The sequence below is a fragment of the Abyssisolibacter sp. ZYX002 genome (assembly GCF_056892235.1).
The window spans coordinates 433,368-448,372 of the sequence record NZ_JARMXH010000003.1; the positions used below are offsets into that span (position 1 = coordinate 433,368).

Annotated in this window: 19 protein-coding genes; 16 read left to right on the forward strand and 3 right to left on the reverse strand. The window is 30.3% G+C overall.

Annotated elements, in window-relative coordinates; all coding sequences use genetic code 11:
• Positions 1-29 precede the first annotated feature (29 nt).
• From P3X86_RS12055 to P3X86_RS12085, 7 genes are all read left to right on the forward strand, one after another.
• The gene (locus P3X86_RS12055) at positions 30-851 is read left to right on the forward strand and encodes a VanW family protein (RefSeq protein ID WP_483292945.1); all 822 of its coding nucleotides are present in this window, start codon (positions 30-32) and stop codon (positions 849-851) included.
• 17 nt (positions 852-868) lie between these two features.
• Positions 869-1,399, forward strand: a complete 531-nt coding sequence (locus P3X86_RS12060) for a GNAT family N-acetyltransferase (RefSeq protein WP_483292946.1) — start codon at positions 869-871, stop codon at positions 1,397-1,399.
• 21 nt (positions 1,400-1,420) lie between these two features.
• Positions 1,421-1,960 (forward strand): GNAT family N-acetyltransferase, encoded by a 540-nt coding sequence (locus tag P3X86_RS12065; protein WP_483292947.1) that lies wholly within the window; start codon positions 1,421-1,423, stop codon positions 1,958-1,960.
• 166 nt (positions 1,961-2,126) lie between these two features.
• On the forward strand, positions 2,127-2,501 hold the full coding sequence (locus tag P3X86_RS12070; protein ID WP_483292948.1) for a GntR family transcriptional regulator: 375 nt from the start codon (positions 2,127-2,129) through the stop codon (positions 2,499-2,501).
• A gap of 11 nt (positions 2,502-2,512) precedes the next feature.
• Positions 2,513-3,367 carry an ABC transporter ATP-binding protein gene (locus tag P3X86_RS12075; RefSeq protein WP_483292949.1) on the forward strand — a complete coding sequence of 285 codons (855 nt, stop codon included), beginning with the start codon at positions 2,513-2,515 and terminating at the stop codon, positions 3,365-3,367.
• A 5-nt stretch (positions 3,368-3,372) separates the two neighbouring features.
• Positions 3,373-4,020, forward strand: a complete 648-nt coding sequence (locus P3X86_RS12080; protein ID WP_483292950.1) for an ABC-2 transporter permease — start codon at positions 3,373-3,375, stop codon at positions 4,018-4,020.
• A 19-nt stretch (positions 4,021-4,039) separates the two neighbouring features.
• Positions 4,040-4,711 (forward strand): ABC-2 transporter permease, encoded by a 672-nt coding sequence (locus P3X86_RS12085; protein ID WP_483292951.1) that lies wholly within the window; start codon positions 4,040-4,042, stop codon positions 4,709-4,711.
• A gap of 216 nt (positions 4,712-4,927) precedes the next feature.
• On the opposite strand, the gene P3X86_RS12090 is transcribed toward P3X86_RS12085, so the two are convergent.
• The 3 genes from P3X86_RS12090 to P3X86_RS12100 are packed head-to-tail and all read right to left on the reverse strand — an operon-like array spanning position 4,928 to position 7,526.
• On the reverse strand, positions 4,928-5,821 hold the full coding sequence (locus tag P3X86_RS12090) for a phosphatidylserine decarboxylase (protein WP_483292952.1): 894 nt from the start codon (positions 5,819-5,821) through the stop codon (positions 4,928-4,930).
• Positions 5,822-5,835: 14 nt separating this feature from the next.
• Positions 5,836-7,044 (reverse strand): alanyl-tRNA editing protein, encoded by a 1,209-nt coding sequence (locus tag P3X86_RS12095; RefSeq protein WP_483292953.1) that lies wholly within the window; start codon positions 7,042-7,044, stop codon positions 5,836-5,838.
• 17 nt (positions 7,045-7,061) lie between these two features.
• Positions 7,062-7,526: a hypothetical protein gene (locus tag P3X86_RS12100; protein ID WP_483292954.1), complete on the reverse strand. Its 465-nt coding sequence runs from the start codon at positions 7,524-7,526 to the stop codon at positions 7,062-7,064.
• Positions 7,527-7,657: 131 nt separating this feature from the next.
• On the opposite strand from P3X86_RS12100, the gene P3X86_RS12105 reads away from it, so the two are divergent.
• From P3X86_RS12105 to P3X86_RS12145, 9 genes are all read left to right on the forward strand, one after another.
• Positions 7,658-7,849, forward strand: coding sequence for a DUF4177 domain-containing protein (locus tag P3X86_RS12105; protein WP_483292955.1), 192 nt, complete (start codon positions 7,658-7,660; stop codon positions 7,847-7,849).
• Positions 7,850-7,971: 122 nt separating this feature from the next.
• Positions 7,972-8,757: an ECF transporter S component gene (locus P3X86_RS12110; protein WP_483292956.1), complete on the forward strand. Its 786-nt coding sequence runs from the start codon at positions 7,972-7,974 to the stop codon at positions 8,755-8,757.
• A 54-nt stretch (positions 8,758-8,811) separates the two neighbouring features.
• Complete coding sequence (locus P3X86_RS12115) at positions 8,812-9,543, forward strand: MBL fold metallo-hydrolase (RefSeq protein WP_483292957.1); 732 nt, start codon at positions 8,812-8,814, stop codon at positions 9,541-9,543.
• A 356-nt stretch (positions 9,544-9,899) separates the two neighbouring features.
• Complete coding sequence (gene arcA / locus P3X86_RS12120) at positions 9,900-11,141, forward strand: arginine deiminase (RefSeq protein ID WP_483292958.1); 1,242 nt, start codon at positions 9,900-9,902, stop codon at positions 11,139-11,141.
• A gap of 54 nt (positions 11,142-11,195) precedes the next feature.
• Complete coding sequence (argF, locus tag P3X86_RS12125; protein ID WP_483292959.1) at positions 11,196-12,191, forward strand: ornithine carbamoyltransferase; 996 nt, start codon at positions 11,196-11,198, stop codon at positions 12,189-12,191.
• A gap of 72 nt (positions 12,192-12,263) precedes the next feature.
• Entirely contained in the window at positions 12,264-13,202 is a 939-nt protein-coding gene (gene arcC, locus P3X86_RS12130; protein WP_483292960.1) for a carbamate kinase, read from the forward strand.
• A gap of 79 nt (positions 13,203-13,281) precedes the next feature.
• A complete protein-coding gene (locus tag P3X86_RS12135) occupies positions 13,282-13,521 on the forward strand; it encodes a hypothetical protein (protein ID WP_483292961.1) in 240 nt (79 codons plus the stop codon).
• 61 nt (positions 13,522-13,582) lie between these two features.
• Positions 13,583-13,903 (forward strand): hypothetical protein, encoded by a 321-nt coding sequence (locus P3X86_RS12140; RefSeq protein WP_483292962.1) that lies wholly within the window; start codon positions 13,583-13,585, stop codon positions 13,901-13,903.
• A gap of 281 nt (positions 13,904-14,184) precedes the next feature.
• Complete coding sequence (locus P3X86_RS12145) at positions 14,185-14,895, forward strand: SGNH/GDSL hydrolase family protein (RefSeq protein ID WP_483292963.1); 711 nt, start codon at positions 14,185-14,187, stop codon at positions 14,893-14,895.
• Positions 14,896-15,005: the final 110 nt, after the last annotated feature.

The window sequence follows — 15,005 nt, forward strand, 5'->3', positions numbered from 1 at the left end:
TTAAAATTATAGAAAAGAGGTGATTAATCTTGCATTCATATAAACCAAAAAACAGAAGCAGTTTTAGAATATTTTTAGGTAAAAATTATTATACATATAAAAGATACATTAAATGGCTATTATCACATAAAAAGTTTGCAAGAGTGAAATCAAAAGACTTGCTTAGCTATACTCATTATACCCATAAAACACCACTTTATAGAAAACTTAAAGATGTAGATATGTGGGTACAAGAAAACAAAGTAATTAACTTAAAAATAGCAACCAAGAAACTCAGTGGTATAATCGTATACCCAGGGCAGACACTTTCATATTGGAGGATTATAGGAAAACCTACAAAGAAAAAAGGGTATGTTGATGGAATGTTTTTAAAGTATGGTAAATATACAACTGGTACAGGAGGAGGATTGTGCCAACTGTCTAATTTGATATACTTCATGACGCTTCATACACCTCTAAAAGTAGTGGAAAGATATAGACATAGCTACGATGTATTTCCGGATACAAAAAGAACACAACCTTTTGGTTCTGGTGCGACATGCGTATATAACTATAGAGACTTGCAGATATACAATGATACACCAGTAGCATTTCAACTTAAATTAGAAGTAACAGACAAATATCTAGAAGGAAGCTGGCACAGTACACATGAACCTACAAAGAGATATGAGGTATATGAAAAAGAGCATAAGATAACGCACGAAGTGTGGGGAGGCTATGTTAGACATAACCTAATTAACAGAAGAGTGTACAACCTTCAAGGTAGTGTAGTAGGTGACGAGTACGTAGCAGAAAATCATGCGCTCATGATGTACGAGCCTTTGCTGACATGTAAACAATGTGAAGAATAAAAAATGAGGTGAGACGCTTGGAAATTAAATTAAAAAATGGAGATGTTTTAGTTCTAAGTAAAGCAACTGAGGATGATGCAAAAGCATTAATTGATTACGTAAATAAAGTTGCAGGTCAGTCAGATTATCTGACTTTTGGAGAAGGTGAATTTGGTATTACAGAAGAGAAAGAAAAAAACATGATTAAAGAGAGTAACAAATCTAGCAATAAGTTATTCGTAGTAGGAAAAGTAAAGGGAGAAATAATAGCAAATTTAAGCTTTGCTGCAGGTTACAGAGAAAGAATTAAGCATACTGGAGAATTTGGGATAAGTGTAGATAAAAAATACTGGGGTATGCAGGTAGGTAAATATTTAATCGTTTATATGATACAATGGGCAAAACAAAATGATATTAGAAAGATAAATTTAAGAGTAAGAGAGGACAATAAAAGAGCAATAAAGTTATACGAAAAAATAGGCTTTGTAAAAGAAGGTGTAATAACTAGAGATTTTTACATGGAAGGAAGTTTTTATAGTAGTATTGCTATGGGTATAGCAATAGATTAAATCAATATAAGGGGAGAAATTATGGATAAATATAATCTCAAAAATGGGAGTGAACTAATAATAAGAAATGCCACTTTAGAAGATGCTAAAGAATTAATTGAGTTATTAAATAAAGGGGGAGGGCAAACGGACTTTTTGCCTTTTGGTAAAGATGAATATTCATTATCGGTGAAAGAGCTGCAAAACATGCTGGAAAGATTCAGCAAAAGAGACAATCTACTATATATAGTTGCAGAAATAAATTCAAAGATAATTGGTATGCTCAATTTTAGAAGCAATAATAGTAAAAAGACTAAGCACGTAGGAGAGCTAGGTATAATGATAGACAAAGAAAGCTGGGGTCTGTCAATAGGTACGCATCTTATAAATTATTTGATAGTGTGGGCAAAAGCAAATGGTATAACCAAAATAAACCTGAGAGTTAGAGAAGACAATGCTAGAGGAATAAGGTTGTATAAGAAAATGGGTTTTGTAGAGGAAGGAATATTAACAAAAGAAAATTTTAGCAATGGAAAATACTACAGTTGTGTTTTTATGGGACTTGATCTGGAAAAGAAATAGGTTATATACTAACATTTAAATACACCGTTAAATAACACCTTAGCATAGGTGTTATTTTTTATTATAAAAGTATTGACAAAAAGTAATAGTGTGTATATACTGTTCATATAATATATATACAGTATATACGAAATACACAGTGTGATTTCATGAAATGAGGTGAATTATGAGAATAATAATTTCCAACTCATCAAGTCAACCTATATATGAGCAAATAGTTGACCAAATCAAGACTTTAATTTTGCAAAATGATTTAGAAGAAGGCGATGCTCTGCCATCAATCAGAAAGCTTTCAAGGGAGCTTCAAATAAGTGTCATAACAACCAAGAGAGCTTATGAGATATTAGAAAGAGAGGGATTTATAGAAACAGTAAGAGGAAAGGGATCATTCGTAGCACCTCAGAACAAAGAGTTACTCAAAGAAAGAAAGATGAAAATTATAGAAGATAAACTGTCTGAAGCAGTTAATGAAAGCAAAATGCTAGGGATTTCATTACAAGAATTAATAGATATGCTTACAATTTTATTTGAAGATATTTAGGAGGGTATAACATGAACGAAAATATTTTAGAAATTAAAAACTTAAGTAAAGATTACGATAAATTCAAACTAGATAACATCAGTTTTACTGTGAAAAAAGGATATATAATGGGTTTTATTGGACCTAATGGAGCAGGTAAGAGTACAACTATAAAGCTAATAATGAACTTATTAAAGAAAAATAGTGGTCAGATTAATATTTTTGGTAAGGATAATATAAAATACGAGCGAGAAGTAAAGCAACGTATAGGTTTTGTCTATGATGAGAACTATTTTTATGATGATTTAAAAATATCTCAAATGAAGAAAATCATAGCGCCATTTTATAAAGAGTGGGATGATAAAGCATTTGATAGATATCTATTACAGTTTAACTTAGATAGAGATAAAAGAATAAAAGAGCTATCTAAAGGAATGAAGATGAAGTTTTCGCTTGCAGTGGCATTATCACATAACGCACAGCTCATAATCATGGATGAGCCAACAGCAGGTCTAGACCCAGTGTTTAGAAGTGAAATACTTGATATATTATATGAACTAATTGAAGATGAGAATAAAGCAATATTCTTCTCTACACACATAACAACAGATTTAGACAAAATAGCTGACTATATAACGTTTATAAATAAAGGGCAAATAGTGTTTTCAGAGTCAAAAGAAGAGATATTTGAAAAGTATTCAATCATAAAAGGTGGTCTAGAGCTAATAAATGAAGAGAGTAAGGGTCACTTTATTGGACTAAGGAAAAATTCATATGGGTTTGAGGCATTGACAAATAGCGAAAAAATAAAAAAATTATATAGAAACCATGCAGTAATAGAAAAGGCAACATTAGAGGATATAATGGTTTACACTGTTAGGGGGTAATAAGTATGTTTAATTTAATAATGAGAGATATCAGAGTAGTATTTTCCAAGAGAAATATATTGACGACTCTTGTATCTGTATTTTTACTGAGTTTAGTATTTGCTAAAACAAAAGGTACTGATTTTATACCAATAATATTTTTTGTGATAGCTTTAACATTTATATCAACATCGTTTATATATGATGATATGAGTAAAGTTGAAATTATAATGAATTCACTACCTATAACAAGAAGAGATTTTGTTAAATCAAGATATGTAGGAGTAATTATTTTTCTTGTTTTAGCACTTATATCTTCATTTGCTGTTATTCAGTTGTTAGGGGTTCTAAATCTGATGGAGGTATCCATGAATCCACTTGAATTAATAGATTTGAGAACTTTTGTTATAATATTAGGCATACCTATAATAGTGTCAAGTGTTATGTTCCCTTTGTTTTTTAAGTTAGGATATAAAAAAGCAAAAATTATATGGATAATGTCTTTTGTTTTAATATTTATTTTTTTCTCCAATAAAGCATTAATTGACGCAATACTAACTAAATTGGTTATTAGTGAAAGTATTATATATACAGTTATTCCAGCTATATTGCTAGCTATGCTATGTATATCTTACATTATTTCCGCAAGAATATACAGCAATAAAAATTTTTAGGGTCTGGAGTTGATGCAATATGATTAGATTATTGATGAGAGATATATTTTTAATAAGATGTATTAGAAAATTAATACCACTTTTAATTATGATAGGAATTCCGATAATTTCACTATTTGAAAAAGCTATATTAATTTATCCTGTGGTGATATTCTATTTGACATATTTAAGTATGTATTGGATAAATAGTTATGATGATAAAAATAACTCAGAAGTATATTTTAGTAGTTTACCGGTCAAAAAGGAGGATGTGGTGATATCTAAATACATTTCGACAGTATTAACTACAATTTTGATTGGAGGAATTGCTTTAGTAGTATCAAATTTAACTGTATTCGTTATTGAGGCATATAATTTATATACAATAGAGGGGCAAGCTTGTAATGGATGGAGTGTACTAATAAGTTTAATGTTAATTATGGTTTACTTTTCACTATATTATCCATTTTATTTCAGATTTGGAGGCAAAAAATTACAATTAATTAATTCGTTAATAACATTAATTATAATTATGAGTCCAGCTATTATAGAAAGTTTTGTTAAAGGTACTAATTTTGCAAATTGGCTTGGTAAGACATTTAGTAAGTACAACGCCAATCAAATATCATTATTATCAGTATTAGGAGTAATAATATTGTATATTATATCAATGATACTTTCGCAAGTTTTATATAAGACGAGAGATTTGTAAATGGGAACAAGGTCAAATGACCCTGTTCAGACCGTAGACAAAAGCCCAATTTCTGCGTTGTTGTTAAAATTTCCGTTGCTCACTTACCTCTGAGTAAGCTCTGCTACTCAATTTTAACACGCCTTAAAATTGAACTTTTACTAAAGTCTGCTATCTTGATGACTTTGTCATCAATCTAAACAGGGTCAAATGACCCTGTTTTTTATACATTTAGAACTATACTTTCATTCCTATCTTTTCACCCATAAATACACTGGTTTCAATTCCTTCATTAGTGTTTTGAATTAAATCATCATCTATTTTTATGACATTTTCCTCTAATAACATTATCACAGTTGAACCACCGAATTTAAAATAACCTTTTTCATCGCCTTTGCCAACAATTTCTTTTGTGTAAGTTTGCTCGATTGTTCCGACGCAAGTAGCTCCAACTTCAATGATACATATATCTTTAAAATTATCAGAGTCTAGAGTAGAGATATGTCTTTTATTAGAGCAATAAACCTTAGGTATACTTGATAAGCTAATAGGATTAACAGAATAATATTCTCCGCTAATTTTTTTTACTTTGCTTATTCTACCGCTATCAGGAAAGTGAAAACGATGGTAATCGGTCGGACATAATCTAAATATAAACAATGATCCATTATTATACTTTTCAGCCTGCTTTTTATCATTACCTAATAGTTCATAAAGGCTATAATAAGATCCTTTTACTTGTATTAAATTATTTATGTCTATGTTTTCATAAGCAAACACCTTACTGTCAGCAGGAGATACAAGTACATTGCTACTAGCATCTATCTTTCTGCTTTCTTTTTTTAGTTTTCTAGTAAAGAAATCATTGAAATGCTTATAATCGTTTATATTTTCTCTTAGAGCTTCACTCATATCTATACCAAAATTATCTACGAAATCTTTGATTTTTCGTTTACTATATTTAGAGTCTTGTAGTTTACCATAAAGGACAGAAAAAAGTTTTTTTCTTATTAAAAATTTGAGTGTTAGCTTTCCGCAGTATGAATCAGATAGCCATTTTAGATACTTCACACCTGCTACTTTTTCCTCTATAGTTTTATTACTATTTCTGTTTCTATAGTATATAGCCATTTTAATCCTCTTTTCTATAATATTTCTTTAATCATTGATTCAGCCATATAAAGACAATGGCTCAAATTATCAACCTTAGTGCCACCACCCTGTGCTAGAGTATTGTTGCCACCACCTTTTCCATCAATGATGCTAATAACACTAGAGAATATATCTTTAGCACTTAAACTAATATTTTCACTAGTGGCAATGATTAACTGGCATTTATGGGTAGACTTTATAGCAACTATTATAACATAGTTTTCATTATTACTAATAATATCATGGCTAATTTTTCTAAGTACATTAAAATTAATGTCTTCATCATTAAATATATGCTTTATAATATTTACATTATTATAAGCTTGTTTAGCGCTTAGTAATGCTTGCTTATTATAAACTGCAATTTCTTTTTTTAAAGTTATGATTTGCTTATTATATTCATTCATATTTCTTAAAATATTTTCTACGCCTTGTTGGCATTCTGTATCTTTCACAGATAGCAAGTTGGATATATTATTGATTTGAGTGTTTTTGTTATCATAATCAAGCAACGCCCTTTGACCACAAGCAAACTCTATTCTAGTATTTCCTTTATAGTTCTCCCATTTTCTAATTTTAATAATTCCGACTTCACCAGTATTTTTTACATGTGTTCCAGCGCATGGAGTGCAGTCTATACTTTCAATCTCAATAATTCTTATATCTTTGTCTACAATAGGTTCTTTTCTGATCGGGATATCTTTTAACATGTCTTTTTGAACAACGAAGTTTTTAACAGGAAGATTAGAGTATATTACCTCGTTAGCAAGCTTTTCTATTTTCTTAATAACTTGAGCTGAGATGTTATGCATAGTTACATCAATATAAGTGTAGGTGCTACCTAAGTGAAAACCTACAGTATCTACGTTGTACAACTTTTTAAAGCATGCTGAAAGTATGTGTTGGCCAGTATGTTGTTGCATATGATCAAATCTAGTTTGCCAATCAATGGACAAAGAGACTTCTTTATTGTATATGCTTTTATCAAGTATATGTATTATTTTTTCATTTTCCTTGATTACATCTATAACTTTAACATTATCAATACTGCCTTTATCCCTAGGTTGTCCACCACACATATGTGGATAAAATAGTGTTTTGTCAAGTTCTACAGTGCATTTATCATCTTCGTGTTTTATATCAACCACATTTGCTTTGATTTGTTTAATATACGGATTTTCAAGAAACAATTTTACTGTCATAAATAAGCCCCCCTTTGTTAATTAAGATTTTTCAATTTCTCTACTTCATTGTTAAAATCGGACATATGCTTTTTAGCTTCATCAAGCAATTTTTCGGCATAGTAAATTACATTAGTATTATCTGTTGATAAGCCTTCTCTAAAGGTTATAAAAGCTCTAAATTGATGCTTATATCCATCAACTAAAATTTTATGAATCCTAGTTATTTCTGCAGACTCACTATGAATACCTTCTAAGCTAAAAATAATGTTTTTACTTTTAGGTATTATAGACTTATCAAGAGCGTTTAACATCGTCTCAGGTTCTATGGATTTATTTTGTGTTAGCTTTTCGTACTCATCTAAAATCTCGTTTTGAGTATCTATAATTGGCTTTAAATCAACAGTTATATACTGAGTTAGATATTCTTGTTTTTTATTAGAACAGCCAATCAAAAACAACATAGACGATATTAGAATAATAAAGCTAATATATTTTTTCATGTAACTCCACCTCACAGTAGTTAATACAAATATTATACTTCTTTTAGAGATAATTATAAATAAAATATTGATAAATTATTGTAAATAAATTAGTATAATGCTAGGTAGAATAATATAATGAGGTGATGAATTTGAAAAAATTTGAGTATAAGATAGAAAATCTAAGAACACATGGAATGGTATCTATGGTTTTGACAAAGCAACATGAAGAGAAACTAAACGAGCTAGGAAATCAAGGATGGGAGTTAGTGGGAATTAACAATAACAGCAAAGGAAGAAGTATAGTTGCAATATTCAAAAGAGAGAAAGAAATAGAAGCATAACATAAGTGTACCCATACAAAAGAAAAACGTATAGCTGGATTATGCTATAACGATTCTAAATGCAATTGTATTGTAGTATAATTAGTGAGAAAACAACGATACAATTGTAGAGGTGGTTCATAATGAGTAGAGACAAAATTAGATTTATAGTTTTTGGTGGGTTGTGTATTACACTGGTCTTTGTAGCAACAGCAATAATACCACATATTCCAGTGCCGTTTACAGAAGGATACGTTAATGCAGGCGATAGTATGATATTTATTTCAGCGATATTGTTTGGGTGGAAATATGGAGCAATAGCTGGAGGACTAGGCTCAGCATTAGCCGATTTGTACTTAGAATACCCACATTGGGCATTACCAACATTAATAATAAAAGGACTTATGGGTCTAATAGTTGGAGTGATAGCTCACAACTCAAATAAGAGATCAATGAAGATGAGAGTAATAGTTAGTGGTTCATTGATAACGGTGTGGATTGGTCTAGCATTTTGGATAAGGACTTTACTTTCAGGTATACTAAAAAAACCAGATATAACAAAGCTACTTATAGAAAAGTTTGAGTTAACTAGTGTAGGCGAGCTGTCAAAAATGATAACAAGAGTCGAGCATATTATAACAATAGCTATTATATTAATACCATTACTTATAGTTACAATATCAATACTATCTAATAAAAAGAACGAATACATGAACATAAACAATATGTTAGGCATGTCACTAGCAGGAGTGTGGATGATAATAGGATACTATTTTGCAGGAGGTATACTAAAAGGAAATATGGTAGTGCCTATATTCAGCATACCAGCAAATATATTACAATTCATATTAGGGAGTGTTATAGCGTATTTAATAGTATCTGCTATAAGCAAAACTAATACAATAAATAAAATGTTGGATAAAAACTAATAATTGTTATATCATAATATGTATAGTGAATATTAGTTTAAGGGGTGACGTTTTTTGAAATTAACGATTTTAGGGAATAATGGACCTTATCCAACAGCAGGAGGTGCATGTTCTGGGTATCTTATAGAAACAAAAGATACTAAGATATTGATTGATTGTGGAAATGGAGTATTATCTAATCTAAAAAAAGTTTGTCCTATAGATGAAATAGACGCTATATTTATTTCTCATTTACATGCAGATCACGTTAGCGATATATTTATAATGAGATATGCAATTGGACTAAATATGGATAAAACTGATAAAGTATCAATGCCACTATATACACCAATGGACAACGAGAACATATTGCAACTCATGAATTATAATGAATCATTTAATATTATGCCTATAAAAGAAGAACAGGAAATACGTGTAAAAGGACTAATAGTAACATTTAAGAGGACAATGCATCCAGTTGAATGTTATTCAATAAAAGTTCGATGTGATAATAAGAGTTTTGTTTATTCAGCTGATACAGCATATAGTCAAAATATTATCAATTTTGCACGCGATGCAGATGTATTTTTATGTGAAGCAGGAGTTTTAGAAAAAGATAGAAAAAAAGATACTCCACATATGTCAGCAAAACAAGCTGCTGAGGTAGCTACAAAAGCAAATGTCACAAAGCTTATATTAACACATTTTTGGCCTGAGTATGATCTAAAGGAAATAAAAAGAGAAGCTTTAGCAGAAAGTAGAGTAGAATTTGAGCTTAGTGAAATTATGAAGGTATATAGAGTATAGGTTTATAATAGATGTCTTTATGGCATCTATTTTTATTGTGTCAATGTGCTATTTTAAATCAATGAAAAAGAGAATATACATATTATTTATGGGGAAGATTATAGTTAAGAATAAATATTTTTGATGTATAAATATAACTCAAATGAGTATATAATCTACAAGTAAAAAAAGATCTAGAGGCGATTAATTGTAATGAGTAAATATTAAACCTTATCAATATACGCAAAATGCATAAAAATGCATGAGTTATAAAAATACGTCAAACTACAAGTCTTGACAAAATTTGGGGCAGTTAATATAATCAAAATTGAGGCAAATTAGTTAAGACTATCATTATTTTTAGGGAGGCTAAAGTTTTGACTAAATCTGCAAAAACACCTTTAAATGTTAAATCAGAAATAGGTACATTAAGAACTGTATTACTACATAGACCAGGTAAAGAAATAGAAAATATTACACCTGCATTGATGGAGAGATTGCTATTTGATGATATCCCATATCTAGAAGTTGCAAAAAAAGAGCACGATGCATTTGCAAATGTGCTTAGTGACAATGGAGTAGAAGTGTTGTACCTAGAAAATCTAATGGCTGAGTCTATAGTTGATGAGATAGTAAGAGATAAATTTATAGACCGGTTTTTAAATGAATCAAGAATAAGAGGAATAGGTGTTAAAGAGCAACTAAAGGAATACCTTGAACAGTTTAATGATAAGGAATTAATAGACAAATTGATGTCGGGTATAAGGACAAAAGAGCTTAAATCTTATAAGAAAATATCACTTTCAGAGATGGTTAAATCAAACTATCCATTCATACTAGATCCTTTACCAAATTTATATTTTACAAGAGACCCATTTGCTACAATAGGAACGGGTATTACGCTGAACCATATGAGAACAGAAACAAGAAACAGAGAAACTATATTTGCAAAATATATATTCCAATACCACCCAAGATTTAGAGATTTTAATATCCCAATATGGTTTAATAGAGATGAAGAACTTTCATTAGAGGGTGGAGACGAGCTTGTTTTAAGCGATAAAGTATTAGCAATAGGTATATCTCAGAGAACAGATGCAGGTGCAATAGAGAGGTTTGCTCAAAACTTATTTATAAGTGAAGAGAGCTTTGAGACTATATTAGCATTTGATATACCAAAGAAAAGGGCATTTATGCATCTTGATACAGTTTTCACTATGATTGACTACGATAAATTCACAATACATCCAGAGATAGAAGGACCACTCACTGTATATTCAATTAAAAAAGATATCAATAGCGCAAACGGTTTTAAGATAGCAAAAGAACAAGCAGATCTAAGTGAGATATTGAAGAAATATCTAAATTTAGATTCAGTTACATTGATAAGGTGTGCAGGAGGAGACCCTATTGACTCGGCAAGAGAGCAATGGAATGATGGTTCAAATACATTAGCAATATCTCCAGGGGAGGTTATAGTATATTCTAGAAACCATGTAACTAATAAAATTTTGCAGGAGCATGGCATAAAAACACACATCATACCAAGTTCTGAGCTTTCAAGAGGTAGAGGTGGACCTAGGTGTATGAGTATGCCTTTGATTAGAGATGATTTATAATAACAAAATTATAAATATAAATTAGAAAAAGCGAATATAAGGAGGAATATTAAAATGCCAGTTAATTTAAGAGGAAGAAGTTTTTTAACATTGTTAGATTTTACACCTAAAGAAATAAAATTTTTATTAGATTTATCTAGGGATTTAAAAAGGGCTAAATATACAGGAACAGAGCAAAAGACTATGGAAGGTAAAAATGTTGCTTTAATATTTGAGAAAGCGTCTACAAGAACAAGATGTGCTTTTGAAGTTGGAGCTATGGATCAAGGTGCTGGAGTTACATACTTAGGACCAACAGGTAGCCAAATGGGCAAAAAAGAATCTATCGCTGATACTGCAAGAGTGCTTGGTAGAATGTACGACGGAATAGAGTATAGAGGATTTTCACAAGATAAAGTTGAAGCTTTAGCTAAATATTCAGGAGTACCAGTGTGGAATGGATTAACTGATGAATTCCATCCAACTCAAATATTAGCTGACTTCTTAACTATAATAGAGCACAAAGGACACTTAAAAGATATCAAGTTTGCATATGTAGGAGATGGAAGAAACAACATGGGTAACTCACTTATGATTGGTGCAGCGAAGATGGGTATGGATTTCAGAATCGTATCTCCAAAAGATTTATTCCCAGAAGAAAGCTTGATAGCAAAGGCAAAAGAAATAGCTAAAGAGACAGGAGCTAAGATAACAACAACAGACTCAGTAGAAGAAGGAACAAAAGGAGTAGATGTAATCTACACTGATGTTTGGGTATCAATGGGTGAGCCAGACGAAGTATGGGCTAAGAGAATTAAAGAATTATTGCCATACCAAGTTAATATGAATATGATCAAGAACGCTGATGAAGAAGTTTTATTTATGCATTGCTTACCAGCATTCCATGATACAAATACAACTATTGGGAAAGAAACATATGAAAAATATGGAATAGATGCAATGGAAGTAACTGACGAAGTGTTTGAGAGTAAACATTCTGTAGTGTTTGATGAAGCAGAAAACAGAATGCATACAATCAAAGCTGTTATGGTTGCTACTTTAGGCAAATAATTATAAACAATACACATAAATAAAATTGGGTGTTGATTTATCATCACCCAATTTATATTAGGAGGGATTTAATTGAAAAAAGTAGTAGTTGCTTTAGGGGGTAATGCACTACAAGAGAGCGGAAAACCAGCTACAGCTGATTCGCAGCTAGAAGTTATAAAGAAAACAGTCGTATACTTAGCAGACCTTATAAAAGAAGGGTACGAATTGATAATAGCACATGGTAATGGTCCTCAAGTGGGAAGAATCGTATTGCAAAACGAAGCTGCAAACAGTGTAACACCAGCAATGCCATTTGATGTTTGTGGTGCTATGAGCCAAGGTATGATAGGATACCATATACAACAAAGTCTGGGAGATGAGTTAAGGCGTAGAGGAATCAAAAGTCCAGTATCATCAATAGTAACACAGGTAGTTGTTGATAAAGAGGACAACGCTTTCTTAAATCCAACAAAGCCCATAGGGCCGTTTTATTCAAAAGAAGAGGCAGATGCACTAGTAAAAGAAAAAGGTTACAATGTAGTAGAAGATTCAGGAAGAGGTTACAGAAGAGTGGTAGCATCACCAATGCCTAAGAGAATAGTAGAGATAGAGACAGTCAAAACGCTAATAGATGCAGGTCAAATAGTCATAACAGTAGGCGGTGGAGGTATACCAGTAATAGAGACAGCAAATGGCTTAGAAGGAACAGCTGCTGTTATTGACAAAGATTTAGCTTCAGAAAAATTAGCAGAAGATTTAGACGCTGATATGTTAGTCATATTAACAGCAGTAGATAGAGTTTCTATTAACTTTGGTAAACCTAATCAAAAAGATTTAGAAACTATGAGCATAGAAGAAGCTAACAAATATATAGAAGAAGGACATTTTGCACCAGGTAGTATGTTGCCAAAGGTAAAGGCAGCTATGATGTTTGCAGAATCGAAAAAAGGAAGGAAGTCATTAATAGCTTCATTAGCAAAAGCAAAAGATGCATTAAAAGGAGAAAGTGGAACAGTTATAACTGCATAAAATATGACTTAAAAAAGAAGCTAGATTTGACAATTAACTAGTTTCTTTTTATGTATTAAAATAAAATAGGGGGAATCTTATGAATGATTATGAAATGATGAATAATGCATCAAAATCAAATGGATACTATGGTGGAGGTGATGATACAGTTAGCGTGGGGTGCTGGATACTGATATTGATAGCTACTGCTATACCTATAGTTAATATCATCACAACTATAGCATTAATATGTTCTAACAATGCAAATTTGAAGAATTATGGAAAAGCAGGTCTAATACTATCACTCATAGGTTTTGTATTATATGTACTTGTATATTAAAAAGATGACATAAAGATATATAGTTTGAAATGACTATGATTTTAATTATAAAGGGGGAAAAATGTATAGAGACAAAGATATAATAAAGGAAGCAGTGAATTCACAAGGATATTATAGCGAAGATTATGGCGAAGGAGAAATAAAAACAGAAGTCATAAGCATAGGAAAATGGATACTAATGCTAATACTATTACATAATAAGTTGCTATTGGTAAAATTCTTAAGTAACATATATTTTTGTGTTTACTATATAATTATAGATGCAGTTATAATAATATATCTATTATCTACATCAAGAAATATTAATCTTAAGAATTTAGTTGTAGCAATAGCTATAATTGATTTTGCGGGTTTTATATTTTTTGTATTTCTAATAATATAGTTTAAGTAAATATAAAGCGATTGATGTCAAAAACAACCAAATATTATAAAATATAGTAAAACTCTAAAGAAAGGCTGATGATATAAAAAAACCTTTTGTGATGTTTACTATATTTTTATTTTCGGATTATTAGATGTTTTATTATAGATATAGATTTATATATAGTTATAATAATTAGCTGTATTTTCAGATGTTTAGAGAAGACTTCTATAGAGGTAAATGATATAATTATATCATAGAAAAATATTTTATTTTAAATAGTTAAAGGAGTTAAGGATTAAATGGTTTTATGCTTTGGAGATAGTATTACACAGGGTAGACCAGGACTTACATACTTAAAATACATTAAAAGCAAAAAAGGATTTAAAAACTATGGTTTAGGTGGGGATACATTAATTGGTGTCTGCAAACGAATAACATATACTTTGGAAAATTCAAATTACAACGATTACTTAATTGAAATTGGTGCAAATGATATACTACTACCATACCTAAGAACATACTCAGTTAAATGGAGAATAAAAACAGATTATTTGTTTAAACGGGGAAGCATACCATGTAAAAATAAGGAGGAATTTAAGTCTAAATATCGTCAATTAATACATATGCTTTTAAACTACACAAAAAATATTAAGATTGTAAGCATTCCATGTATAGGAGAAGAATTAAATACGAAACTAAATTATACTGTTGATATTTTTAATGAAGCTATAAATATTTTGACTAAAGAGTTTAGTATTGACTATATTGATTTCAATGCATGGCAAAAAAAGGTGATTAAAGCAAAAAATGAACAAAATGCATATTTCATATCTAAAGAACCTTTTGATGTTATATATGATACAGTTTTAACTACTTATTTACCATTTTCTAAATATATAAGTAATAAGAGAGGGTGTGCAAGTACTATTGATGGCATTCATTTGAATAATATTGGAGCAAAGGGATTAGCTAGTTTGATAGAAGAAAGATATATTAATTCAATAGAATAGAGATTTGATCTATTGGGCATAAAAAAGTGTACAAAAGTTAAGAAACAACAGCAACTTGATAATCACAAGGAAGTTAAACAGTAATTTGTAGAAACTATACAGATAATTTT